This is a genomic window from Colwellia sp. C2M11, assembly GCF_018860915.1.
In the GTDB taxonomy this organism is placed as follows: domain Bacteria; phylum Pseudomonadota; class Gammaproteobacteria; order Enterobacterales; family Alteromonadaceae; genus Colwellia.
The window spans coordinates 77,604-103,528 of the sequence record NZ_JAHKQD010000039.1 but is presented as its reverse complement, the minus strand read 5'-3'; the positions used below and the strand labels follow the sequence as shown (position 1 = coordinate 103,528).

General features: G+C 34.9%; 21 protein-coding genes and 1 pseudogene. 15 read left to right on the top strand and 7 right to left on the bottom strand.

What is annotated here, in order from left to right; translation table 11 throughout:
• Window positions 1–372: 372 nt before the first annotated feature.
• Window positions 373–573 (top strand): hypothetical protein, encoded by a 201-nt coding sequence (locus KO509_RS10935; RefSeq protein ID WP_215973311.1) that lies wholly within the window; start codon window positions 373–375, stop codon window positions 571–573.
• A 275-nt stretch (window positions 574–848) separates the two neighbouring features.
• Here the strand turns inward: KO509_RS10935 and cas6f are convergent, their stop codons facing one another.
• The 6 genes and pseudogenes from cas6f to cadR form a co-directional block, all read right to left on the bottom strand.
• Window positions 849–1,460, bottom strand: coding sequence for a type I-F CRISPR-associated endoribonuclease Cas6/Csy4 (gene cas6f / locus KO509_RS10930; RefSeq protein WP_215973310.1), 612 nt, complete (start codon window positions 1,458–1,460; stop codon window positions 849–851).
• Window positions 1,460–2,476 (bottom strand): type I-F CRISPR-associated protein Csy3, encoded by a 1,017-nt coding sequence (gene csy3 / locus KO509_RS10925; RefSeq protein WP_215973309.1) that lies wholly within the window; start codon window positions 2,474–2,476, stop codon window positions 1,460–1,462. The genes cas6f and csy3 overlap by 1 nt, the downstream gene beginning before the upstream one ends.
• A 14-nt stretch (window positions 2,477–2,490) precedes the next feature.
• Window positions 2,491–4,377, bottom strand: coding sequence for a type I-F CRISPR-associated protein Csy2 (locus tag KO509_RS10920; protein ID WP_215973308.1), 1,887 nt, complete (start codon window positions 4,375–4,377; stop codon window positions 2,491–2,493).
• Window positions 4,377–5,564, bottom strand: a complete 1,188-nt coding sequence (locus tag KO509_RS10915; RefSeq protein WP_215973307.1) for a TniQ family protein — start codon at window positions 5,562–5,564, stop codon at window positions 4,377–4,379. The genes KO509_RS10920 and KO509_RS10915 overlap by 1 nt, the downstream gene beginning before the upstream one ends.
• A 112-nt stretch (window positions 5,565–5,676) precedes the next feature.
• Window positions 5,677–5,733: pseudogene (locus KO509_RS18295) on the bottom strand (SEC-C metal-binding domain-containing protein); the annotation flags it as partial.
• A gap of 429 nt (window positions 5,734–6,162) precedes the next feature.
• The gene (gene cadR, locus KO509_RS10905) at window positions 6,163–6,552 is read right to left on the bottom strand and encodes a Cd(II)/Pb(II)-responsive transcriptional regulator (protein WP_215973306.1); all 390 of its coding nucleotides are present in this window, start codon (window positions 6,550–6,552) and stop codon (window positions 6,163–6,165) included.
• 78 nt (window positions 6,553–6,630) lie between these two features.
• Between cadR and KO509_RS10900 the strand changes: the two genes are divergently transcribed.
• The 7 genes from KO509_RS10900 to KO509_RS10870 all read left to right on the top strand — a co-directional run bounded on the left by KO509_RS10900 (window position 6,631) and on the right by KO509_RS10870 (window position 15,158).
• Window positions 6,631–7,290 (top strand): cation transporter, encoded by a 660-nt coding sequence (locus tag KO509_RS10900; RefSeq protein ID WP_215973305.1) that lies wholly within the window; start codon window positions 6,631–6,633, stop codon window positions 7,288–7,290.
• 10 nt (window positions 7,291–7,300) lie between these two features.
• A complete protein-coding gene (locus tag KO509_RS10895; RefSeq protein ID WP_215973304.1) occupies window positions 7,301–8,032 on the top strand; it encodes a transglutaminase-like domain-containing protein in 732 nt (243 codons plus the stop codon).
• The gene (locus KO509_RS10890) at window positions 8,019–8,909 is read left to right on the top strand and encodes a cation diffusion facilitator family transporter (RefSeq protein ID WP_029750282.1); all 891 of its coding nucleotides are present in this window, start codon (window positions 8,019–8,021) and stop codon (window positions 8,907–8,909) included. Before KO509_RS10895 ends, KO509_RS10890 begins: the two co-directional genes overlap by 14 nt.
• 67 nt (window positions 8,910–8,976) lie before the next feature.
• Complete coding sequence (locus KO509_RS10885) at window positions 8,977–9,327, top strand: hypothetical protein (protein WP_215973303.1); 351 nt, start codon at window positions 8,977–8,979, stop codon at window positions 9,325–9,327.
• A gap of 81 nt (window positions 9,328–9,408) precedes the next feature.
• On the top strand, window positions 9,409–10,626 hold the full coding sequence (locus tag KO509_RS10880; RefSeq protein ID WP_215973302.1) for a TolC family protein: 1,218 nt from the start codon (window positions 9,409–9,411) through the stop codon (window positions 10,624–10,626).
• A gap of 63 nt (window positions 10,627–10,689) precedes the next feature.
• Window positions 10,690–11,946, top strand: coding sequence for an efflux RND transporter periplasmic adaptor subunit (locus KO509_RS10875; protein ID WP_215973301.1), 1,257 nt, complete (start codon window positions 10,690–10,692; stop codon window positions 11,944–11,946).
• 11 nt (window positions 11,947–11,957) lie between these two features.
• The gene (locus KO509_RS10870) at window positions 11,958–15,158 is read left to right on the top strand and encodes a CusA/CzcA family heavy metal efflux RND transporter (RefSeq protein ID WP_215973300.1); all 3,201 of its coding nucleotides are present in this window, start codon (window positions 11,958–11,960) and stop codon (window positions 15,156–15,158) included.
• A 210-nt stretch (window positions 15,159–15,368) separates the two neighbouring features.
• Here the strand turns inward: KO509_RS10870 and KO509_RS10865 are convergent, their stop codons facing one another.
• Window positions 15,369–15,992, bottom strand: coding sequence for a tyrosine-type recombinase/integrase (locus tag KO509_RS10865; RefSeq protein ID WP_215973299.1), 624 nt, complete (start codon window positions 15,990–15,992; stop codon window positions 15,369–15,371).
• A 574-nt stretch (window positions 15,993–16,566) separates the two neighbouring features.
• On the opposite strand from KO509_RS10865, the gene KO509_RS10860 reads away from it, so the two are divergent.
• The 7 genes from KO509_RS10860 to KO509_RS10830 all read left to right on the top strand — a co-directional run bounded on the left by KO509_RS10860 (window position 16,567) and on the right by KO509_RS10830 (window position 25,899).
• The gene (locus tag KO509_RS10860; RefSeq protein ID WP_215973298.1) at window positions 16,567–17,391 is read left to right on the top strand and encodes a hypothetical protein; all 825 of its coding nucleotides are present in this window, start codon (window positions 16,567–16,569) and stop codon (window positions 17,389–17,391) included.
• A 261-nt stretch (window positions 17,392–17,652) separates the two neighbouring features.
• Window positions 17,653–18,336, top strand: a complete 684-nt coding sequence (locus tag KO509_RS10855) for an HNH endonuclease (RefSeq protein WP_215973297.1) — start codon at window positions 17,653–17,655, stop codon at window positions 18,334–18,336.
• A gap of 131 nt (window positions 18,337–18,467) precedes the next feature.
• Window positions 18,468–19,244: an ABC-three component system protein gene (locus KO509_RS10850; RefSeq protein WP_215973296.1), complete on the top strand. Its 777-nt coding sequence runs from the start codon at window positions 18,468–18,470 to the stop codon at window positions 19,242–19,244.
• Entirely contained in the window at window positions 19,238–19,459 is a 222-nt protein-coding gene (locus tag KO509_RS10845) for an ABC-three component system middle component 7 (protein ID WP_215973295.1), read from the top strand. The genes KO509_RS10850 and KO509_RS10845 overlap by 7 nt, the downstream gene beginning before the upstream one ends.
• Window positions 19,452–21,080, top strand: a complete 1,629-nt coding sequence (locus KO509_RS10840) for a DUF2326 domain-containing protein (RefSeq protein ID WP_215973294.1) — start codon at window positions 19,452–19,454, stop codon at window positions 21,078–21,080. The genes KO509_RS10845 and KO509_RS10840 overlap by 8 nt, the downstream gene beginning before the upstream one ends.
• 106 nt (window positions 21,081–21,186) lie before the next feature.
• Entirely contained in the window at window positions 21,187–22,068 is an 882-nt protein-coding gene (locus KO509_RS10835; RefSeq protein WP_215973293.1) for a restriction endonuclease, read from the top strand.
• A 1,383-nt stretch (window positions 22,069–23,451) separates the two neighbouring features.
• Entirely contained in the window at window positions 23,452–25,899 is a 2,448-nt protein-coding gene (locus tag KO509_RS10830) for a diguanylate cyclase (RefSeq protein WP_252727504.1), read from the top strand.
• The last annotated feature ends 26 nt before the right edge of the window (window positions 25,900–25,925 follow it).

Sequence of the window (25,925 nt, the reverse complement as noted above, 5' to 3'; positions counted from 1 at the left end):
ATGAACGCCTTCAAGTAAATTCCTGCAAAAACTTCACTAAGGCAGCTTTCTGTTCTGGTTCGACTTGCTTACTTATAACATGAGTTACCGCTAACGTTTTTATTTCCGAAGTTCATCAAAACAGTCGGGAAATTTATCCTCAATGCTTTTAGATACATCTAAGTAATACTCCATAATATTAGACAACCCATATTCCAGTTAATATTGTATTTATAATAAACCATATAGTTGAGGTTTGAACTAGGCTGACTAGTTATCAATTAAACTTAGTTGTATGATCTCAATGGTGAAAAAGCAGATTATTTATAATGTTAAACTCACAATTAAATTGGATCTGCTTTGTTAAAAATCGTGCGTTAGCAGTGTTGTGTTATGAGTACGATGTACATTTCCTTCTATTTTTCTATTCCATCAATTTTATCAGCTGCCTATGCGGCAGAGCACCAACCACAAAACGAGCTTCTTCTTTATTTTCAATTATCAGCTGCCTATGCGGCAGAGCACCTAAAAATAGTCGTTATTACTTCTTATCTAATATTATCAGCTGCCTATGCGGCAGAGCACAAAAAATAGTTATCGGTAATCATACTATTAATATTATCAGCTGCCTATGCGGCAGAGCACCAAGGAAAAAATAGACGAATTTGTTGCAGAAAATTATCAGCTGCCTATGCGGCAGAGCACAACCGAATTCTGGTACCAAGTTTTGACTGTACATTATCAGCTGCCTATGCGGCAGAGCACTATCCTTGAAACTATCAACCTCCTTGATTAATAAAGAGTTCTATTACTTACCTTTAAAACACCTAAAAACTTACCTACGTGTTTTTCATTTTTATATCAATTATTTATAACTCATCAAAAATAATAGGTACTGGATTAGTACTTTTTAGATTAGTTGATAATCCATAAGAATTAAATATATTAGTATTTGCATCACTGTATACTTTTTTTTCAATATTTAATGCAAAATCATTTTTGTTTTCATGACTATTCATTGGGATTTCATGACAAAAAGGAATGATTAATTCTGAAGCTTCATTACCTTTAGGTTTATAAACTTCTCCTCTTTGTTGTGCACGTTTTATTAACCTGTTCAATTTTCGTTTCTGAGCTGTAACAGTTAAATCAGCGACTTTCTGATTACGACTAAATACAGCTGAATTTTTCGAATCTAAAATACATTCCCCAACTTTATTTATTAAAAAGTAATTCATTTCAGCCATTTCAACAAAGTATTTTTGCGTTTGGAGAAACTTCAAAGAACTTTCATTAGTAGAAACAAAGGCTAAACGCTTACCAATTGAAATATTACTCCAATCAGGAAATGAGACGCCTATATCATGAATACCTTGCCTATGGTAAAAACCATGTAGAACCTTTAAACATCGACCAACAAGAAACGATTCATTAATATCTTCTCCTAAGAAAGAGACGGTAAAATAAAACCTTTTCATCATTATCTCCCTAGCTGAAATAAACCGCCTTTTATAAGGTTTGCAGCCACAAAGTGGGCTTTATTCATTGATTGAATATTCTTTTTATCTGCAAGTTCTGAAGTAATATTCTCAATGTCCATCAATAGAGAATAAAAATCTAATTTTGAATCGGGGTGTCTAACACTTGTGTTTGATGCTTTTATCACTCCAAATGCGCCAATTCTTATACTCTCATCACTATCAGGATACCAATCATCAATTAACGCTAAAGCAGCTCCTATTTTATAAGAACCTAAGATCGCGGTTCGCTTCTCATTAATTTTTGTATCTTGATAAACTCGCCCTATATCTGAATCTTTCTCAGTAAATGCTTGGCTTGGATAAATTTCTTGCATAAATGAAGGCGTGATTTCAGCTTCAACTTCAGCAAATAAACAAAATTTAGGATCACAAAGCGCTAGCGTAAATTGATCAACTAATTCGTTATAACCTTTTAAATTAGTAGGAAAGCTTTCTTCATATCTATTCATGGTGATATTTTCTGACGTAACTTCAAGGTTTCTTTGAGTAGTAATTTTTATATTAATATTTACCGCGTCTGAATTCCTCCAAAGCCATACGCCTTTGAATAAGTTATCTAAATAGCGTTGAGCTAAATATTTATACCCATCGTGTTTTTTATATATCTCAGAGAATAATCGTAGTGATGAAATCACCTCCATATCATTGCAATTTGAAGGTTTAAATGAGTTAGAATTTACTCGTAATGAAAACTTACACAGCAAGGTTTTACATTCATAAGGTACGTGACAATACTCTACAGTATGCGGATTTCCTTCCGCTAGTTTAGCGTGCGTAGTACTTTTTTTGATAACAGCTTTCTTATCAAAAGCCTCAGAAGCGTTTGATTTTTGCCCCAATACTTTTACTGTTTGAATATTTAATGGAGTAATATTACGATCTGAATCAACCGATAGGAATACTCCTATACTTGGCGAAATGGAGCGTGTATACGTTAATTTACTTGGTAATATCAATATGACTTCCCCCGTTAACTTGTTAAAAAAACACTTTGCTCTGAAAATTTATATGACCAAAACAATTTCGCATGACTTTGATTCAAAGTATGTTTTACTAAACATGCATAGTTTAAAAAACTTTCAGCAAATGTATGCTTGAGATCACCTAAAACCCCTTGTTTGAAATTTGGTTTTTCTAAAAAAATATAACCTGTATTTACCAAAACAAATTTTTCTACTTTAAAACCTTCTAAAAACTCACTTAATAAGCCTTTCTCATAAAACTGAGGAACGAGCCATTTTCCATGATGATCTTCTATCAATTTTGTAGAATCATCAAAGTTTTTAACATGAGTAAAATTAGGTAAATCTTTTAAGGTTATATGCACACTACCTCCGCATAGATGAGTTGGTAGAGCATTTTGTAAAGTACTTGAATCGAATTCTTCTTCACTGGTAACCCGAAGTACTAAACTTATTGATAAATCACATTCAACACTATCAATTAAACCAGGAGCTACTACTTTCTGTTTATCTCGAAGATAGAGTTCTTTAGAAGGCGTTCGTTTTGATAAACCGAAATGGTGAATACAAAGAGCAAAACTATCGAATTTAATTTTTGAGTTATTAAGTTGGTTGATATTACGTTCAAATTTATGAATAAAACCCCATATACCGATAAGTGATGGTATACCAACAGTACAGCCTGTACTCATGGCATTAGCATCGTTAACTCTTAAATTAGGAATGACTATAAAGGACTCATTACAATCACTTATTTCAATCAGATTATCTTCTTTATCTTCGTTATTAATAATGTGCTGAATAACTTCTTTAAATAATTTGCTGTACTTAGGCTCATAGGAGAACTTAGAAAGCTCTTTATGGCGGCTTAAATCTAAATTTAATAGTTTGGTGAGTCCATCAACATTAAGCTCATTTTTGTCCTTAATATTGCGAATTTTCCAATATGCAATATTATTCACAAGGGACTTAAAGTATTCCTTTTTTAATAGTGACTTTTCATTACTCGTCATGAGAGCATTATTCATACTTTGATATTTAATCAAAATATTCAGCAATTCATTCTTTTTCCAAAAAACATCTTGTCGAGTATGGGGACTATTAAGAGCTTTCGGTAGCGATTTAAATAATTTTATTTTACCACCTGTACTTGCTGCAAAAGATCCAACATTCGCTGAACGTTCTAAATTAAATACATATGATGAATTAAAGTTATTAGTGCAATATTGATGTATTTTAGATTGTATTTCATTTGATATGACAGGAGTAATGCTAAGGTAATCTTCTTCAACAAATGGAAACCTTACTTGAGGTAAATAATTCCCTGTTAAGTTTAATATTGTTTGTTCATCAGGAACCGACTGAAGCTGTATTATTATTGTTTTAATAACTTTAGAAGGTATACCAAGATTTATTAATAAGTTCTGTATTTCTATATGTTCATTGACTAAGGCTGAGCCAATACAAAGCAATTCATTTTTATAAACAAATTCAGCACATAAAAATGTAGAATAATTGATATCGGCTGCATTGTGAGCATAACCAAAACTATGATGAAAGCGTTCTTTTGAAAATTGAGGGTTATTCGTTGTTAAACGTAACGCTCCTCTTGCCCTATAATCAGGAAATTTAACATTATGGCTATGCCTGTATTGATAAGTATTTATACTGCGTTTTATAAAAGCGTCATCCAAAAGCTTTATTTTTGCACTTTCCTTACAAAATACGTCTTCAATATTCTCTAAGCGTTCAGTTAAATTAACTAACGCTACAATGGCTAACTCAGTTTCAACAGATATATCAAAAGGAATTGTAGATAATGAGAATAAACGTTTAACCGCTCTATTCCTTTCATTCGCGTCTAATATTGCACTCAAACTTCCAAGTGTATCCATCACCACCTCGACGTTAAAACTGATAAATTTGAATACTCAGTTTGAAAACCTGCTTGCCATAAAAAAAACAGATCCCCCAATTCAAATGCATATTGATTCAAACTCAAGCACTCGTCAGATTTAACTCTAATAAAAGACTTTAATTCACCTAAATTAACTAAAGCTGCGATTTGCTCAGTTGATGTATTTAAAAGTATTGCAGCTTCAATACTATTTATTCTTAAGCTTAGAAACTCATTATTATTACTCAGCACATTTTCATTAAAAAAACGATATACCTCCGGTAATATAATGTTTTCACTAAATCTTGATGACGGTAATTTTGAACTAATGATTAACAAGTCATCGAAGATATCTTTAAACTTCGCTTCTCCAACAGGCTTAGTGCCATATTCAACAAAATAAGTCCATTTGTTTTCTAAAAAGGTATGAAAACTATTTGGCCAATTTGAAAAAAACAATACAAACTCGTCACCTTTAAATGACGATAAATCTAACTTATGTAATTTCAACCACCAAAAAACAAGCCCATATTTATGGCTCTGATTAACGTCAGGTAAACAATGGTTTTCAATACTTCCCAGCCAATCACTAATAATCAAGTTATGCTCGTTTTTTCCAACATTATCAAGCTCACTATATGAAATATTACAATGCTGACAAACCCCAATTACAGTATCTTTATAAACAAATATGTCTTCACCACAGCTGCAAATATTGATTAGCGGTTTTTTATGTTTATGACAATACTCATATGGCCAGAAGCTCCATATTTGACGAATATAATTTGACTCTTTTAAACAGTCTGAACAAACTCCTGGGGTGGTTTTAACAAACTGCCGTGGTAGCGTTTTACCATTTTGAATAACTGATTGAGCGTTTAAGGAATATGAATTAGCATTCCTAAAAATAGATAATGCTAACAAAGGTAAAGGTTCCTGGTTGGATAATGAGCTTAAATATTGAAGAGCTTTAATACGAAGGCTACTTGATCGTTTAGCTAAGTACGGATTAATACTTCCTAGTTTATCTGGAATATTAAAATGTTTTAAATTGGAGTGGTCTACCGTTCTTCTAATAACCGACCAAAAGCGATTCGCTTTTATATAACCATTAGAATCTGCAAGCCGCATAATATAGCTCTCTAAAGATTCATCTGGAAATGGTATGGGTCTAATAAGTAGCAAATTAACAAATCACATTAAAAGAGGCTGTATTAAAAGTAACCTATTATTGTGTAAATTTCAAAAAGATTAAATCAATATTCATCATTTAAGTAACGTTTACATTTCTTTGGTTTTATAAACAACATTTCTTATGTTTTTTACCTGAGCCACAGAAACATAAATCATTTCTTCATATATTTTATCGTGGTTTAACAAATGCTCGTTGAAATTTTATTTTTAATAATGATAAAAATACCGCATGGAAATGGATTTACTAGGCCAATAAAGCTTTCAATATTTAGTGGAAAATAACTCTGACTAGAACCACTGAATTGCATTTATCTTAGCCAACAAATTACATTTATATGTTCCAATAATAAGATCTCTCATCTTTGGATATATTCAACATTTCTAATACACACTTTTGCCACAAAGAAGACACTAGCCTCTAATTCAAAAAGGACTGCTCACAATCTAAAGCGGTCATTAGCATCGAAAATAACCTTGTGACTTCTTTTAGCCAATAGCCGACATTAGCTTTGAATTGCTAAAGGCGGTTCAGAGCCTGAGCTAGTACAAATAAATACATTACTTATTTGCTAAACCAGCGTATTTTAGGTTAACTATCTAGCGATTTAATAATTCCGCACGCTTCAATTGTACCGCCCGATTCGCAGGTGCTTGCCATTTGCTGTAATTCAGCTTTAAGTGCCTTTAACTCTTTCATTCGTTGATTAACTAATTCGAGTTGTTGGTCAATCAACGCATTTACACTAGAGCAACTCTCCTCTGGCTTGTTTTTTAATTCAATGAGTCGCTTAATATCATTAAGCGGAATATCTAAACTTCGACAATGTTTGACGAATTCCAGCTCTTTTAGTGCCTTATTAGAATACAACCTGAAATTCCCTTCAGAGCGATTAGGATCTGACAGCAAGCCCTCCTTTTCATAATATCGGATGGTTTGTACTGAACACCCCGATGTTTTCGATAATTCACCTATTTTCATTAATTTTCACCTTTAACCTTGACTCTATAGTTACTATAGGTTTTATAGTTGCAGTATACAAGTGTATTGGAGGTGAAAATGAGTGGTTGTGGGTGTGAAGTTGAATTAAAAGATAGCCAACAAAAGACAGTGCTTTATTGGCTTTTGGCTATCAATGCCACGATGTTTGTTTTTGAAATTTGTTTTGGTTGGTTATCAGAATCAACGGCATTAATTGCCGACTCATTAGATATGCTAGCAGATGCTATCGTCTATGCAATTGCCCTATATGCAGTAGGAAAGTCAATCCAACATAAGGCAAATGCTGCTTTAGTGAGTGGTTATTTCCAACTAGGGTTAGGTGTGTTAATTCTATTGGATATTGCAAGAAGGCTTTATGGTGAAAGTGAGCCTCACTCTTGGTTTATGATTGGCGTAGGCTCGGTGGCTTTAGTTGCAAATGTGATTTGCCTTATCCTTATTCGAAAACACAACAACGATGAAATACATATGAGAGCGAGCTGGATATTTTCAGCGAATGACGTGATTGCAAACCTTGGTGTCGTTATCGCTGGCATATTAGTTATGGTGCTAGAGCAGCGTTGGCCAGATATCGTCATTGGAAGCATCATTTCAATATTAATTCTTCGAGGTGCTTACCGAATATTAAGTGATGCTAAACAAGAGTTAGCCGCTGCTGAAAAACCATGCGATACACCAAGTGAAGATAAACAATCGACCTCTTGTTGCTCCAAGTAAGGGAAATGCTATGAATAAGAAATATATAGAAAATACTAAGATAGTTAATTTTGAACACTCTGCAATTCAATCATTAATTACTGAGCGTAAATGGCAAGAACTTGATGACTTCAACAAAATTGGTGCAGCCTACCAGTTCGTTAAAGATGAAATATTATTTGGCTACAATGAAAGCGATGATATTTCAGCAAGCAGTGTTTTAGCTGATGGTTACGGCCAATGTAATACCAAAGGCAACTTGCTGATGGCCTTGTTGAGAGGGTTAGGCATTCAATGTCGATTTCACGGTTTCACCATCGATCAGCAATTGCAAAAAGGTGCCATACCCAGCTATGTATTTTGGCTAGCACCTAAATATATTATCCATAGTTGGGTTGAAGTTTATTTCGATGGGCGTTGGATTAACTTAGAGGGCTTTATATTAGATAGGCAATACTTAACCTCACTACAGCAGAAGTTTAACCAAGAAAAAGATGATTTTTGTGGTTATGGAGTCGCAACAAAGTGCTTCTCTTCACCTGATACGGATTGGCGAGGAACAGATACCTATATTCAAAAAGAAGGAATTCATGATGACTTTGGGCTTTATGATTCCCCTGATGAATTCTATAGAGAAAAAGGCACAAATTTATCTGGAATAAAACGATGGTTATATCAACATGTGATCCGTCATTTGATAAATATGAATGTATCAAAGCTAAGAAATCAAAAAGTACTAGAGGTGCAAAATGCACAATCATAACCACAGTCATCATCATGGAAAAGACGACCGCATTGGATGGGCGTTTTTTCTGAATGTTACATTCACGATCATCGAATTTATTGGTGGGTGGCTTACCAACAGTACCGCTATTATGGCTGATGCAGTGCATGACTTAGGGGATAGTCTATCTATAGGCTTTGCTTGGATATTAAGTCGTTTTTCAGAGAAAGAAGCGTCAGATAAGTTTAGTTATGGCTATCGTAGACTTACACTCTTTGGCGCACTGGTAAATGGTATTGTTTTAGTTATTGGCTCAATTTGGATTTTATTTGAAGCCATACCAAGGCTGTCCAATCCAGAAATGCCAGTGGTTGAGGGGATGTTAGGGCTGGCCATACTCGGTGTTGCAGTAAATGGTTATGCGGTTTTCAAATTAAAAGCGGGTGAAACACTTAATGAAAAAGTGCTGACATGGCACCTTCTTGAAGATGTTCTTGGCTGGGTTGCTGTACTTATTGTCTCAATAGTTTTGATGTTCATAGAACTACCAATATTAGATCCACTTTTGTCGATTGGTTTTACGTTATTCATCTTGTTTAATGTCTTTAGAAATTTGAAATCAACACTCGTCTTGTTTCTTCAAGCTGCGCCAGATAAAGATACTCAAGATCGTATTAAACAATCACTAATTGAATTTCCCGAAGTTAACGGTATCCATCATATGCACTTTTGGTCACTAGATGGTGAAAGTCATGTTTTAACAGCGCATCTTGAGCTAAAAGATGACTTTGAAGTTGAGGACTTAATTAGGCTTAAACATGACGTTGCAGCTAAATTATCTTCCTATCATTTATCGCATACGACGATAGAGTTTGAGTTTCCTCAAGAAACTTGTCGTGATGAGAATGAAAATTAGGTAAATGGCTAGTCGATAAAGCTTTGCTCTGTTATATTGATTACTCAAGTTTTTATAGGTGTATATTTTGAATCTAAATGTTGTGCTAAAAATGCTCTTAGTCGTTTCGATTGTTTTACAATCGTTAACTGCTGTCGCATCCTCAACATCTGAGAATCACCAAATTGATATAGAACATCTTCAAACTCAACATGATCATGCCGATGACCGAAATGCCTTAAACGACAATACAGATGATGAGCAGCATAATGAAAAAGATTGTCATCACTGTGGTCATTGCAGTGGCAGCCACTTATCTTGGATTTTAGTCAGTAATTCAAATGTCGATGGTAAGCTAAATATTATCAATAAAACGCCTTATCAAATTGATCAAACAAATACTTACCTTGAAGCGATACTTCGCCCACCCATTTCTTAATTAGATTGATTTTTAATGACCTATTTGTCCATGAAAAGGATAAAGGGTTCGTGTTTATAAATTAAAAAATTAAGAAGTTTTATGTATATATTTTTAAAAAATGCAGGTTTGATCCTGTCTTTATGTATGGCTGTAATTTTTTCAGTTGCCAGTTATGGCAAAGAGAAAAATATTTCATGGCTTGATAGTCAAATAAATAAAGATCCCGAAGTTGTTGCGGCTAAAGAGTTACTTAATGCAAGTAATCATAGAGCAAAAAGCTTAACTCAAGCCGTATATAACCCAGAGCTTGAAGCAAGCTATGAAAAAGAAGGTGATTTTGATAATTACTCTATTGGTATCAGTCAAACGATTGATTTTTGGGATAAGCAATCAGCAAATAAAAGCATTGGTGAAATTGATGTTTATGCAAACCAGCAACAATTGTTATCTCTACTCGATTCTAAAAAGGCTAATGCTTTAACTGCAATAGTTAATTGGCAAGCAGCAAAAAAGGCGGCTCAGTTACTTTCAGAAAGAGAAAATCAATTACAAACGCTCGTTGGAATTGTTAAAGATAAGCGAAAAGCCGGACTTCTAGAGCCACTTGACGCTGAATTGGTCTATTTAAACTTGTCCCAAATTTTCAGTGAAATATCTGAGTCTCAAATTGCTTTGAAAAATGCAGAGGTAAAGGTTCAGGAGTTATTGCCTGATTGGACGCCTAATACTGCCAATTTGTTTTCATTTACTTTTGGAGCAACAAGCTATTCATTTAACTCCAAGTGGGTTGAAGAACATCCAAAAGTTAAACTCGCTAAAGCGCAATGGAAAGGACAACAATCTAAGGCTCAGCTAACCACTATGGAATCTAAAGCTAATCCAACCATTGGAATTAGCGCAGGAAGAAGTGGTGATGAAGACTTGGTTGGTTTGACTTTCTCAATTCCTTTAAACATCAGAAATAACTTTTCAGATACTGTTAAAGCCGCTTATTCAGAAGCAATTGCAGCAGAGGCTAACTTTCGGTCGGTTTATCGAAAGCAGTCTTTTGAAGCAAAAGCTAATTATGAGTCGTTTAATGTAAGTAAAAAATACTATGAGCAATGGCGAAAGCTCACACAAGGCAGATTAGATAGTAGCGCAAATTTATTAAATAAGCGCTGGGGAGCTGGTGACATTAATACGTCTGATTACTTACTTGCACTAAATCAACGTGCGGAAGGGCTTCATGCTGGAATACGTTTGGAAAATCAATTCAAGCTTGCAGAAATATCCTTCGTTTTAAGTATGGGTCAGTTATCAAAATTTGAGATTTGAACGCTTTATTTTTTCAATAGCGAAAAACGAAATCTTAAATTTATCAAAATATAGGTTACAAAAATGAATACAATATTTAGTAAAAAATTATTAGCCGTAGTAATTAGCAGCCTGTTAGTTGGGCTTACTACAAATCATGATGCTTTTGCACAGTCGTCAGATGGTACTGGTTCTGTGGCAAAGGTTTCGAAGCAAGATGTAAAAGAACATGAAGATGATCATGACGATCATGAAAAGGGACATGAAGAAGAAAAAGGTGACCATGACGAGCACGGCCATGAAGGTGATAATAAAGAGGAAGAAGAGCATGAAGAAGGTATCACTATTGATCCAAAGAAGATGTCGCTTGCTAACATCAAAGTGGAAAGTGTTAAGCCTGAATATCAATTTAGCACCGTGTATGCACCTGGCGAAATAAAAGCTAATGGCTATAAAAGTTATGTGGTATCCCCACGTACAGAGTCAGTTATTATCAGTCGCCATGCAGCGCTTGGCGAACATGTAGATAAGGGACAAAAACTGGTCACTCTATTTAGTGAGTCCATGTCACAAGCGCAAGCGGACTATCTAATCGCTTCAACACAATGGCAACGTATTAAAAAACTAGGTAATAAAACAGTAAGTGAAAGCCGCTTATTACAAGCTGAAACGACTTACAACGCTTCATACGGAAAACTCATTGCTTTAGGGTTAACTGAAAAAGCCATTAAAAGTATTTCTAATAAGGATATTAAGGCATTCGGGCAATATACGTTAACGGCACAGCGTGAAGGAGTAGTGCTTCAAGACGACTTTATCCAAGGGCAACGTGTTGATGCTGGGGATACCGTTATGTTGCTAGCTGATGAAAAACAATTATGGGTTGAAGCAAAAGTTTCTCCAAATAAAAAGCTAAATTTATCAATTGACTCTCCTGCGGTACTTAAATTAGAAGGGCAGAGTTACAATGCCAAAGTTATCCAAGAAGCCCATACAATTGATCCTATTACTCGTACTCGAATTATTAGGTTAGGAGTAGATAATTCGGATGATAACCTCCATTCAGGCATGTTTGTAAAAGTTTACTTTCAGTTCGCCACAAAGCAGAAAGTGATGGCTGTACCAGAAGAAGCATTGATCCGTAGTGCTGATGGTGATTGGACAGTATTTGTCGAAGACCACCCTGGAGAATTTAAAGCTGTAGAAGTAGAACTAGGCCGAGCCTTAGGTGGTTTTAGAGAAATCATTGGTCTTGATAGTGGAACGCGAATTGTAACCAAAGGCGCATTTTTTGTTGCGTCTGAAATCGCTAAAGGCGGATTTGATCCGCACAACCACTAGGGAGCAAGACTATGTTTAATAAAATAATAGATTGGTCTGTTAATAATAGACTCCTGATTTTGATTGCGCTGTTTGCCACCATGGTTGGCGCAATTATGGTTATTCCAAAACTAAATTTAGATGCCTTTCCTGATGTTACTAATGTTCAAGTTGCTGTAAATACTGAAGCGCCAGGACTGGCTGCTGAAGAAGTTGAACAACTCATTACGTACCCTATTGAAGCGGTAATGTATGCCTTACCTGATGTAGAACAAGTGCGCTCAATTTCTAAAACAGGCTTGTCTGGCGTAACTGTTGTTTTCAAAGAAGGCACCGACATTTACTTTGCAAGACAACTCGTATTTGAGCGTCTTCAAGCCGCAAAAGAACTGATACCAGAAGGTGTTGGGACACCTGAAATGGGACCAAACACCTCTGGGCTGGGCCAAGTATTTCAGTATCTTCTTATTTCAGATAAAGGTGCAGGTTATGATGCCATGGCGCTTCGAAGCCTTAACGATTGGATTGTTAAGTTACTCGTTATGCCTGTCGATGGTGTTACTGATGTACTCTCCTTTGGAGGTATTGTTAGGCAGTATCAAGTAAATGTCGATCCATCTAAGCTTCTTTCTTATAACTTAACCCAAGAAGATATTGTTGGTGCCCTAGATAACAACAATGCGAATGTTGGCGGCTGGTATATGAACCGTGGACAAGAGCAGCTTGTTATTAGAGGTACAGGTTGGTTTGAAAGTGGTGACGCTGGTATTAGTAATATCAAACAAGTTCCCGTCAAAACAGTTGATGGGACGGTTGTGACGGTTTCGGATATTGCTAAAGTTGAAATGGGCAGTGAAATTCGCCAAGGTGCTGTCACTATGACGCGAAAATCACCCAATGGTAAAGTCGAGAAATTAGGTGAAGTTGTCTCTGGCATTGTCTTAAAACGCATGGGGTCTAATACTAAAGCCACCATTGATGGTATCAATGCAAGAATCCCATTGATTAATCAAGCATTACCTAAAGGCGTTCGCTTTGAACCATTTTATGATCAGGCTGATTTGATTGAAAAAGCCGTTGATACGGTAGTTGATGCACTTTCACTAGCATTTATTTTCATCTGTATTGTATTGGCTCTATTCTTAATGAATTTACGTGCAACCTTCTTGGTATTAATTTCAATTCCAATTTCTATTGGTATTGCGTTAATGATCATGGCTTGGTGGGGGATATCTGCTAACTTGATGTCGCTAGGCGGAATAGCTGTCGCTATTGGTATGCTAGTTGATGGTTCAGTCGTGATGGTTGAGAACATGTTTAAGCATTTAAATAGACCAGACTCTACCCATTTAAAAACTGTAAAAGAAAGAGTGCCTAGTGCTGATACTGATCCACATGATGTAGAACAAGATGAGCATGGTATTAAATTACGTCTTCAAAATGCTGGTAAAGAAGTGGCTCGTCCCGTCTTTTTTGCAGCCTCTATTATTTTAGTCGTATTTACGCCTTTATTTAGCTTTGAAGGTGTTGAGGCAAAGTTATTTCAACCTATGGCGATAAGTATCATTTTAGCTGTTATATCCGCTATTGTGGTTGCGTTGTTTATAGTGCCAGCACTGGCAACTTATCTATTTAAATCTGGTGTAAAAGAGAGGGAAAGCTTTGTTCTTAAACCATTAGATAAACTCTATAGAAAAGGTCTAACATTCGCTTTAAAACATACCAAGTTAATTATCTCAACATCTTTGTTATTGGTTGTGTCAGCTTTTGCGTTGGTTCCCTACATTGGTACTGAGTTCGTTCCAGAATTAGAAGAAGGGACGATTAACTTAAGGGTAACCCTTGCACCTTCTTCTAGTTTAGATACTGCGCTCACTGTGGCACCAATTCTAGAAGAAAAACTAATGGCTTTTCCTGAAGTAACCTATGCATTAAGCCGAATTGGACGAGCAGAAATAGGCGGAGATCCTGAGCCAGTTAATAACATAGAAATTTACATTGGGTTGAAGCCAGTTTCCGAGTGGACAAGTGCATCTAATCGATATGAACTTCAAGAAAAAATGGAGAGATCTTTAGAAGAATTCCCAGGGTTGTTACTCAACTTTTCTCAACCTATTGCGACTCGTGTTGATGAGCTACTATCTGGGGTTAAAGCTCAGTTGGCGATAAAGTTATTTGGCCCTGAGTTAGACGTTTTAGCAACTAAAGGGCAAGAGATCGAAGCAGCTATAAAGAGTGTTGACGGTGCAAGAGATGTTGCTCTTGAGCAAATTGCAGGTGAAGCGCAACTTGTCGTAAAACCTAATAGACAAGAGCTATCGCGCTTTGGACTTTCAGTTGTTGATATAATGGAAGTTGTGCGAGATGGCATTGGTGGCGTCGAGGCAGGGCAAATTATTAACGGCAATGAACGCTACGATATTTATGTGCGTATTGAAGAAGAATATCGACGAAATAAGGAAGCTATTTCAGACATTCGAATTCAGTCACCAACAGGTGCCTGGGTACGCTTAGGTGATGTTGCAACTGTTTCATTTGAATCAGGTCCTCCTCAAGTAAGACGCGATGATGTTCAAAGGCGTGTCGTTATTCAAGCAAACGTTCAGAATAGAGATATGGGCAGTGTAGTAGCCGACATCAGAAAAGTTATTGCTGAGAAAGTTGACCTACCTTCAGGCTACTCGGTAGCAATAGGTGGTCAATTCGAAAGCCAGCAGCGTGCTCAAAACAGACTAGCTATCGTTGTACCTCTATCTTTAGCGCTAATTGCATTGTTACTCTATTTTGCTTTTGGCTCTGTTGGTCAAGCTATGTTGATTTTAGTGAATGTGCCACTTGCCGTAATTGGCGGTGTTTTTTCCCTGTATATATCGGGCCAATATTTATCTGTGCCAAGCTCAGTAGGCTTTATTACCTTATTCGGTGTAGCGGTATTAAATGGGGTTGTAATGGTAGAAAGTATCAACCAACGAATAAAAGATGGTTTAGAGGCTTCCAAGGCAGTTTTTGAAGGAGCAACGTCAAGATTAAGACCTGTACTTATGACAGCAATTACATCTGCATTAGGATTAATCCCAATGCTAATGTCAAATGGTGTAGGTGCTGAAATCCAGCGCCCTCTAGCGAGTGTAATTGTAGGGGGATTAGTGACGGCAACACTACTTACATTATTTGTATTGCCAGTTTTATATCGATGGTTTTCAAAGAAAAAAATAGAAGAGCTATCCAGATAAAATAACTTTGAACTCTAATCCCACGCTAAAGTCACGTTTAGCGTGGGATTAATCATGTGTAGATGTGCTAAAACAACGTTAAATAAGCTAAGGCTTATGTCCGCTTTCGTATCTTAGTGATCACTAGGTGGGCTGATTCAGAAGGGTCTATAATGACAGCTTTGAGATATTAATGTAAGGAAGTGTCCGTTCTTCCTGATTTTTTATAGTTTAGATATCTATAGCTTCAGATAATTCAAGGGCATCATCGACCTCAATACCAAGATAACGTACAGTACTTTCCAGTTTTGTATGACCAAGTAATATTTGGACAGCACGTAAATTTTTAGTTTTTTTATAGATCAAAGATGCTTTGGTTCTTCTCATCGAATGAGTACCATACGATGTAACGTCTAGACCAATACTTGCAATCCATTTTTTGACAATCCTTGCGTATTGACGGGTTGTTAGATGGCACCCCTTTCTCATCCGACTACCAAATAAATAATCATTAGAACGAAGCGATTTTAATGCGATCCACTCTTTAAGTGACTCTTGGGTCTTTTTCGTTATTTCAAATCGAACAGGAGTACCTGTTTTTTGTTGGATTAATATTGCTCTAGATTGAATGCTTTTCCCATGAGCGATATCCATGACTTTAAGCTTAATAAAATCACACGCTCGTAATTTACAATCTAATGCTAAATTGAACATAGTAAGTTCGCGAAGGTTATTTGCTAAATCAAGTCTTGTCCTTATAGACCATACCTCCTCAAGCTTAAGAGGAAGTTTTTGACCAACTAATTTACCTTTATTCCAGCTAGGTTTTGGGGTGTAAGGAATGATGTTATACATAATAGTGCTCCATTGGTTAAAGAAACATAAGTATGGTTCAACGATTTGGTAATTAGGAACTATCTGGTTGTGTAGAAAGGTTAGCTAAAACCCAAAGCAGACGGCTTAACTTGTTAACAATCAGCCCACCTAGTGATCACTAAGATACGAAAGCTAACATTAACATCAATAGGTTTTGAGTTGTTTACAGTGTTCAGAAGAAGTAGATTTACCTTTGCCCTGACAGACAGCTAAGCCACCATAGCGGTCGTTCATCATAAAATTATTAATCATCACTTTGTGCGCATTGTTGACATTATCCTGAGATTTATTGCCATATATTTTCTAATGAATAGATAAAGTTACTTCTGTTCTAATATTGTATATTTTGATTGCTCGACTTATTTCCACCAAAAAATAGGATTTCATCCTGCTTTCTACAAAGGACTTCTTAAGATATTGATTCTTTAATGGTTACAAAGTAGTCTGATATGATGAAAAATTAACTTTCGACGCACGTTTTCCTTTTGAAATAAGGAAATCGACCGCTTAACAAAGCTGTTAGCTTTCCAAATCATCTAACTACCAAGAGATTATGCAAAGAACATTTAGTAAAACTTTTACACTATTACAGCATGAAGCAGACTTGGCAGAAGGGTGTCTGTCAGTTGGATTAACTGCGATTAGAAATGCCACAGTCAACGACAAGAGAAATTTCTATTCTGGTTTTTTTAATACTACTATTGCTTTTGAAAGAATCATGAAGCTCATAGTAGTGATAGATCATATGCTTTATCATAACTTTCAAACACCTACAAAAAAAGAACTAAAAGCTTATGGCCATGACCTTGTAAGTTTATATAAATCGTCTGTAGCTGCTACTAACAGAAAAAATATTGCAAGTATTACAATGCCAAGCCAAAGCTCTATAGAAATGGAAATACTTTGTCTTCTGTCAGAGTTCGCAAAGTTTACGAGATACTACAATTTAGACTCTTTAAGCCTAAAAAGCTCAAATGATGTCGACCCGCTTATTGGCTGGGAAAATATTATTAACAAAGTAATTAAAGAAGATGTGCCATCAAAACAGTTGTACAAAAGACTCGATGCAGCAGAAAAAATTCACGACAGCATTAAAGACATAACAATTACCAATCTGCATGGCATGGGAGGTGAAGCTTTGACGCTTCTTGAAGCTCTTAGTCTTCCAGAAAAACAATCATTTGCAGCGCCATATCTAATGGTAAGGGTATTTAATCTATTATCACCATTAATCAATTCGCTTTCCGAGCTTGGCACTATCGGATTTTATACAAGAGCACCAGATGGGACTGGACCACATATACCTGTTTTTAAAGAAACACTTGTATATTTTATGGCAGATAAAAGTCAAATAAAAAAAAAGAAGCGATGGCCATAAACAAGCTATAAGGTTTTTTAAGACGGACAATTTACAGTTGGCTTTTTGTTCGTGCCTTACTTTCTAATGAATTATTAGTCATATTACTGATACTGCTTAGTAATATCCACAAACAAGAGAGTTTAGTTGATTTAACCTTTCTAATTTTTTGAAATTGTGGGATATTAAGAGATATTTAATCAATATTATTGAACGGACATTATTGGTAAGTCCAGTCTCCATAATAAGCGTTATGGCTCTTAATTTGGCCATGGGGAATATATGACTCTAGAAACAATCTTTGTTACTCAGTTAACATCAATAATAGGCTTCATTGTTGTGTTGTTTGTTTTGTATCGTGTTTTAGTTGCTGCTAAAAATGCAACTATTGAATCGTTAAAGCAACAGGTTAACTTACAAGAACAAAAACTTAGCGGTTATGAAAATCAACAACCTGATATTCTTCTGCAAGTACTTCAGCGGCGTACTGAAGCTTTAGAAAAAGAACTTGAAGAGCGAGTAGGAATTCAGAACCAATCTCCTGAAGAACACAAAGACTCTATTGAAAGAGTTAAAGTAATAGAAGAAGAATTGAAATCTAACGAGCTGGTAATGGAAAGAGGCCTTGTCGTTACGAGAAACGCAAGAAGAATCACTGCTCATACCCGACAATATCTTTTGAAAATGTATAATGACACTTGCCAATTTTGTGGACTGCAAGATAGCCAAGTTATGGAAATGGCGCATATTAAGTCATTTAGTTCCGGTGGTGAGTCCTCAATAAGAAATATGCTACTCCTTTGTTCTAATGATCATCGTTTATTCGATAAAGGTAAATGGAGTATTAATGATGATATGAGTTTACTTGGCAAGAGCGGTCAATTGATTATTTCACCTAAGCATGACATATCTAAAGATTCATTGAAGTGGCATAGGGAAACAGTACTTAATAGTTCTGTGACATAAAGTCCTATCAAGCTGCTCAAACGGATAAAAATGCTCGTTCCTCGCTAAGTTTAGCCAACTATTTTCGCCGTTTAGCAAGGCTACATGGACTATTTTAGTTGAGTTGTATTCTACAAAAGGAGTTGACAACTTTGTCAGAAAAAACAATACGAGGCAATGTCAATGACACTGTGAAAATGAGTTTATTGTGTGAAGTCAACGGCTCTTGCCCTCTATGTCGAAAAGATTTAATTGTTAAGAAAAAGCTAAAGAATGTTCGAGTGTTCGATGTTGCTCATATCTACCCTTTGCACCCCACGCCACACGAAGAAGAAATTCTAAAAGGTGAAACGCTTCTTTCTGAAGATATAGACAGTGAAGCTAACTTTATTGCCCTGTGTAAGGAATGCCACAAAGTATACGACACTCAAAAAACAGTTAAAGAATACAGACAATTAGTCGCCATAAAAAATGAAATTAATAAGATAAAAGAATTATCTGTATTGTGGGATAAACAAACTCTACACAAAGATATTTCAGTTGTTGCTAATAAAATTGGTTTATTGGATGAATTAAGTATTAAGAACACTTTGCTTTCTTATGATGCCTTGAAAATTTCAGATAAAAAAGATGATACTTTTGGAATGATTAATGAGATAAAAGTAAGCCAATTCATTTTAAGTTTTTTTATCCCAATAAAAGAAGCACTCAAAGATCTTGAGAAACAAGAGAAAGCCAAATCTACCTTCATATGTTCACAAGTTAAAAGTTACTATGTTCTTCTCCTAATGAAAGATTTTAATCAAGCTCAAATATTTGAAAAAATGACAGATTGGTTTATGAAAAACACAGGAATAACTGATAGATCAAAATCTGAAGTTCTGGTTTCATTTTTTATACAGAACTGCGAGGTTTATTCTAAATGTTAGTGCCAAATAAAACCGTTTCTATCAACGAAAGCTGTATTTATAGAGCATCATTACTCTTATCAAAGCTAGACAGTGATATTTCAGTAGAAGAACTTTACAGAAATCAAAAAAAACTGTTTCTTGATATGGCTGATTTTATTGATGCTTTGGACTTATTATTTATTTTGGGAAAGATTGTTTTGGATGATGAAAATGGAGTAATTAAACATGCTTAAATCTATTAGTTGCGAAAAGCTGATTAAAAGCCCTATCACTTTTGAGGCTGGTTTTAATGCTGTTGTTGGTGCAGATGATGCTCAGAATTCCATTGGTAAATCATCAATTTTAATGTTGATTGATTTTGTTTTTGGCGGAACTGATTTTCCATCTAAATGTGATGATGTGATACGTAATGTTGGTGACTTTAAAGTTGGTATCGAATTTGAGTTTGAAAAGCCTTATTCATTCGTTAGAGATACTGCAAATATTGATCAAGTGTATCGAGTAGAACATCAGGATTATATTACAGGTAAAGAATATAACGCTTTCCTTAAAAGTAAATATTTCCCTAAAGATGAGGCTGTCTCTTTTAGGGAGTGCGTAAGTGGCTTTTTTAGAATTTACCAAAGAAATAATTATAATGATAAACGCCCTTTAGATATTGTTAATAAAGAGAGTTGGGACGCAATTAGAAAGCGAACTCTTAAAATATTTGGCAAATACGATGTGATTGAAAGCCTTGAAAAAGATAAAGTAATAGCAACAAAGTTGAAGAACGATATTAACGGAACGTTTAATTCAGGAGCTATAAAAAAGGTTACAAAAACTCAAGTGAAAAAGAATGAGGCTCAATTAGTCGGTGTAAGTGCAGAAATTGAGGCAATTAAAACTTCTTTGAAAATTAATGTTACGGATATTAAGTCCATTATCAATGAAAGAAACCTAGCTCTTAAAACAGAGAAGGATAAACTGATAGACTTACAGCATGAATTAAATACAAAACTAATACGCATTGATTCTAATTTGTCAGGTAATATTGTTAGAAATATTAAAAGTTTTAATTCAGTAGCTGAATTTTTCCCTGAAATAGATAAAGACAAATTACAAAATGTTGAAAAGTTTCATAGTGGTATAACAAAGATATTGAAAAGCCAACTTCAGGGAGAAAGGGCAATTATCCTTGAAAGGATCGAGTTGTCAAAAATCGATCTTAAAAAAATTGATGATGAACTTTTAGAATTAGTAGACTCGAAAGAAGAATCCGTTTACCTACTTGAAAGATTAATGGAGCTTGATCGATGTGAGCATAATCTTAAACTTCAAAATGAGTTTTGGAATAAAAGCGATGAAGCTAAAACGAATTTAAGTGATCTTAAAAATGATATTGATGATGCATTAATCGATTCAGTAAATGAAATGGAGCTATCAATAAATAATGGAATGCAGTCATTCATTGAAAGGATATATGTTAATAGTCCTATCCCCCCGAAAATATCTTTTATTAAAAATGATTACATATTTGATCATGGTGATGATAGAGGGACAGGGAAAGGTTTTGCTAATATGATTTGCTTCGACCTAACCTTTTTAGCTAATACGATTCTCCCATGTTTAATTCATGACAGTTTACTGTTTAAAAATATGGATGTTCCCGCAGTTGAGAAACTTATTTCTATTTATAGTCAATCCAATAAGCAGATTTTCATCGCTATTGATGAGAAGTCGAAATACAGTAAAGGCACTCAAAATAAAATTAAAGCAGCTATGTTTTTAGAGCTTAATGAAAATAAAGTCGCTTTTAAAAAGAAATGGAAGAGTGATCCTAATCAGGCTGTTAAAGATCAGATAACAAGCTAATTAACAAGGAACAAATATAGCTGACTATATTTGTTCCTCAAACTTTAGCCAACAGTATTTTTCTTGTTATTAAAGCGTTGGCCCATCAATTTTAGTCAGGTATTAAATGTTAGATTTTAATGAATTGTCAGATAATGGTCAGGAATTAGAGCAATTAACAAGGGAGTTGCTTTTTAGTCTAGGACTTAAAGTTTATTGGAGTGGAGTTGGCTCAGACGGTGGAAAGGATCTGCTCTGCATTGAAGAGGATGATAGTCTTTTTGTTAAGTCTTCAAAACGTTGGTTAATTCAGTGTAAACACAAGGCTAAATCAGGAAGAAGTGTAGGGATTTCTGATTTGGATGACATTGTATCTAGTTGCGCTCAATTTAATTGTGACGGTTACTTACTTGTAACTTCTACTCAACCATCTTCAAAAGTCGTTGAAAGGTTTGAAGCGCTGACAAATAACGAACAAGTAAATGTGCTAGCGACATATTGGGACAGCGTAGAGATTGAAAGAAAGTTAAGTACTCCTAAACAATGGCATATAGCTCAAAGGTTCTTTCCAAAAAGTGCATCTGGTTGGCAAATTTTTGCTAGTGAACGTCCAAACCATTGGACAGTAAATTTCAAAGGTTATTACTTTCATATAACCAACAGGATTGGTTCTAATTGTACTTTTTACCTTGATAAAATTGAAAGAAAAATTGAAGAACTAGAGCAATTAAAGCTTCCAGAGGAACACTTTTTAAGGCTTAGATCTGTTTATTATAACGATAAAGGTGGAACCTTTATGTGGTATGTAGACTATCTGCATCCTCACGGCTCAGAAGCAGATGGCGATGCTGAAGCATTTGAGGAACATTTTGGTGGCGAGTGGTGTGATAGTTTTGATTTCAAAGTTCGTACTTATTCAGAACATAGTGACCATTATGACAGAGATCATTATGACTTTTATGATCGTTACATGGGGCAATTCATCATGGGAATGTATCGCCCGAGATAGGTATAACAATAGATTATGGCATTAGCGATACAAAATCTAATTCGAAGTATTAATTGCGTTTAGAAGCTAATGCCCGCTTTGTGGCAATAGTTAACATTAAGAGACGGAACTCTTACGGCTGCAATGAGCTCAGGCTGTGTGAAAACTCCCCGCGTAAATTTTTTATGTCACGCTACGTAAATTAATAAGTAATTTGGCATCAAACTTACAACAGAACTTAATCTACAGAGCCTTTTTTCGCTGATATTATCGAATTACGCCAATTAAAAATAGTTTTCACACAATCTGAGCTTGAAGGGTTCATTGAACTTAATTCTACATTCGTACTTATAAGGATTGGCAACAAAGTCAAAGCGGTCGTTTTAACTTTATAGCTCATTAATCGTTGATCCGACCTAGTCTCATCTAAACAGAGCACTCATTTTGTTGACCGTACTTTTTTTGAATTTTGTCTAAAGTTTTACGTAATTCTTTTACTATCTAATCTATTTAATTTACCTATGATGAATTAAATAGATTTTTCATTTTATACAATGCTTGAGTTAATGATGAAAAGAGGATTATAATCCTCTCTCTGTCGTGATGATAGTTTATAAAAGTTCAGGAAGGTAGTAACCACAGCAAAGAACATTCTGCCGAAAAGGTAGCTAGCAAAGTAAAACATATGTAATTTTATTACATATGTTTTACTATTACATATATTTTGTCAAAGGATGGTTTTCTTTTTATATGTCAAAGGATGATTGTTTTATTTTACTGTATTGATTTTATGGATATTACTTTTTTGTTTTTTGTCAAAGGATGGTTGTATCAACAAAATTCAATGACTTACACATCCTTTTAGCTGATTTGCTACATGGGGTGCTACATGATTGCCACTAAAATTCCTTATCTCCATTGCCGCAATGGTATTTATTACTATCGAAATAATTCCTCTTGGAAACCTTTAAGAACACGTTGTAAAAAAGATGCCTTTAGAAAAGTTAGCCATATTTTGTTTGATGCTGTATTTTAAATGTTGAGTTTCAATAAATAAATTTTTTAAGCTGAGCTCAGGTAAGTTAGTATTATGCGTTTAAATAATGAGGAGGTATGAAGCAAGAGGCAAAAATATTCAGGTTAAATCGAGAAATTCAATTTCAAATAACTCATAAGTAATATCAACTCCTCATCATTAAGTGGTAAAAGTCACTGAAGTTGCTTATTCACAATTCATAAGTAGTGAAACTATATTCGTAATTAGTTCAATTTTATGAATAAAAATAAAATTTATATAAGCATTTTTATTTTTAGAGTGTTAATTCGACATCACACAATATATACTTTATCGATTAACATAATTATGGATAGCCCTGTTAACGGGTAAGATTTAGGCGATCATATATGATGCTGTTCTCTACTTTAAATCGATTACCTTCGGTTATTTTTACTTGGCAGAGTGAGCCTTTTTATATTTTAATGATTTTTAAAAAACATTATTGTTTAATTTGTAAGTACACAATATGTTTATTTTTAGTTGGTATTCTACTTTTTTGTTCTAATACAGCTTACTCAGCAGAAAAAAACTCATCGATTTCTACTATTGATAAATATACTGATAACTCACCGGAATTAGCGCTTTTAAAGCAAGCCAAATCACTTAAATATAAAGATAAAAAGCAAAGCACGGCATTAGCTAACGAAGCACTCTTGTTATCGCAAAATAATAAAAATCATCGTTTGAGTGCACATTCACATTATTTATTAGGCGAACTGGCGCGCGACTCAAAAGATATTGAACAGTCGTTATATCATTTTTTAGAAGCTACTATTCTTTACAAAAAAATTAATGAGAATAAGCGCTTAATTAGTTCTTCGGTTGATTATGCTACTATGCTTATTTTGGCTAGACGATATGATGAAGCAAATAAAATACTTGATGAATTACTTCCTTTAGCTGAAAAATCCAAACAAGATTTATCCATAGCGCTTATTCTCATAACCAAAGGAGCTGGTTATTATGAAAAAAAGCACTATAACGATGCTATTGAGCAATATTCTCAAGCGCTAAAGTATCTTAAAGTAGATGATAAAATTGTACAAAGACATCTTGGCGAAACCTATAAAAATCTAGCTCAGTCGTACAAACGACTGAGGAATAGAGAAAAAACGGCATTTTTTTATAGAAAAGCGTTAGATGTATTTACTGCTTTACAAGATAAAAAATTAATGGCACGTACGTTGAATACACTTGCAGAGGCGGAGCGCTACCTTGAAAACTACGTTGTTGCGTTAGAATATTCAGTCCGTGGTTTAGAAATACATGAGCAAATCGAGGATCCTGCTGGGCGTGCCAAAGCGCTGATAGGCGCGGGCATAATTTATCGCAATATTGGTCAATATGAAAAGTCGTTGACCGCTATTTATGAGGCTTACCTGTACTTCACTAAAATTAAAGATTTTAGCAGTATGGGAAAAGCATCCAATCAAATGGGTCTTATATACACTCGATTGAAGCAATTCGGACAAGCCCGTTCGTTTTATCAGTTTACTATTGATTTGCCTGAAGAACAGATTGAGACAAAAACGCTTGCTTCAGCATTAAGAGAGTTGGCAGTGATTGATTTAAATGACGAAAAGTATCAATCTGCTCATGTTATGGCGAAAAAAGCTTATAAAATTTACCAAAAGGAAAATGATTACCTAAAAGGCTCTACTTCGGCACGCATCATCGGCAATATTTATCGAGCACAGCAAGAGAATAGTCAGGCTATAGCGTATTATAGAGAATCGTTGGCGCAAGCGATTAAAGGAGGTAATGAGTTATATCAAATTAAAGCGCAAACACCATTGGCAGCGCTGCTTAGTGATATGAATAGTGATGAAGCCGTTAGTTTACTAAAAAAATCATTAGAATTGTCGACTAAAATCAACACAAAATATCAGACGTTATATGCCTATCGAGAGCTTAGAAAATTAGAAAAGAGAAGAGGGAATATTGCAGAGTCATTAGGTTATGCTGAAAATGAAATAGCACTATCTAAAGTTATTCAAGATGAAAGAGAGGAAGAAGAATTAGTTTTAGCTAAAGCGAATTTGTATTCACATAAAATGGAAGAAGAGCTGAAATCGTTAAAGGAAAAAGTAAGACTTGATCAGCTTCAATTACTTAAGAAAAATACTGAAATTGAAATAGCTGCGCAAGCAAGAATTATTTCTGAATTAGAGCTTACTAAAAATAAATATGCCAGTGTTGCATTAGCTTCGTTATTGGTTATTTGCTTGCTTGCCGTATTATTTATATATAAAAGGTTTGTCGATTCAAACAAACGAAATAAAGAACTAGATTATTTAGCAGCTCGCGACCCACTGACTAATTGCTATAATCGTCGAATTTTATTTGATTTTATGAATAGAGATTTTGTCGATACTACAAGGCTTAGTGAGTATTGCATTCTTATGGTAGATATCGATCATTTTAAGGAAGTAAATGATAGTTATGGACACAGTACGGGAGATTCTGTGCTTAGTGCTGTCGCTAATATTCTACAAAATAGTGTGCGTCAAAATGACATTGTTGCACGTTTTGGCGGAGAAGAGTTCTGTATTGTTTTACCTGGAGCTCCAAAAGAGCAAGCAATGGATATTGCTGAAAATATTCGTCAAAAGGTTGAGGCTAGTAGCTTTAACAATATTTCTGTTACCTGTAGTTTTGGTGTTGCCTCCATTAAATTTAATGCTAAAACACCATCAGAATTAATTGAACAAGCAGATTTAGCACTCTTTAAATCAAAATCTCTAGGGCGCAATCAAGTTAGCTTGTGGGAAAAAACCTTTAAACCTAAGAATTAACAACTGGCTAGGTTGATGCTTTAATT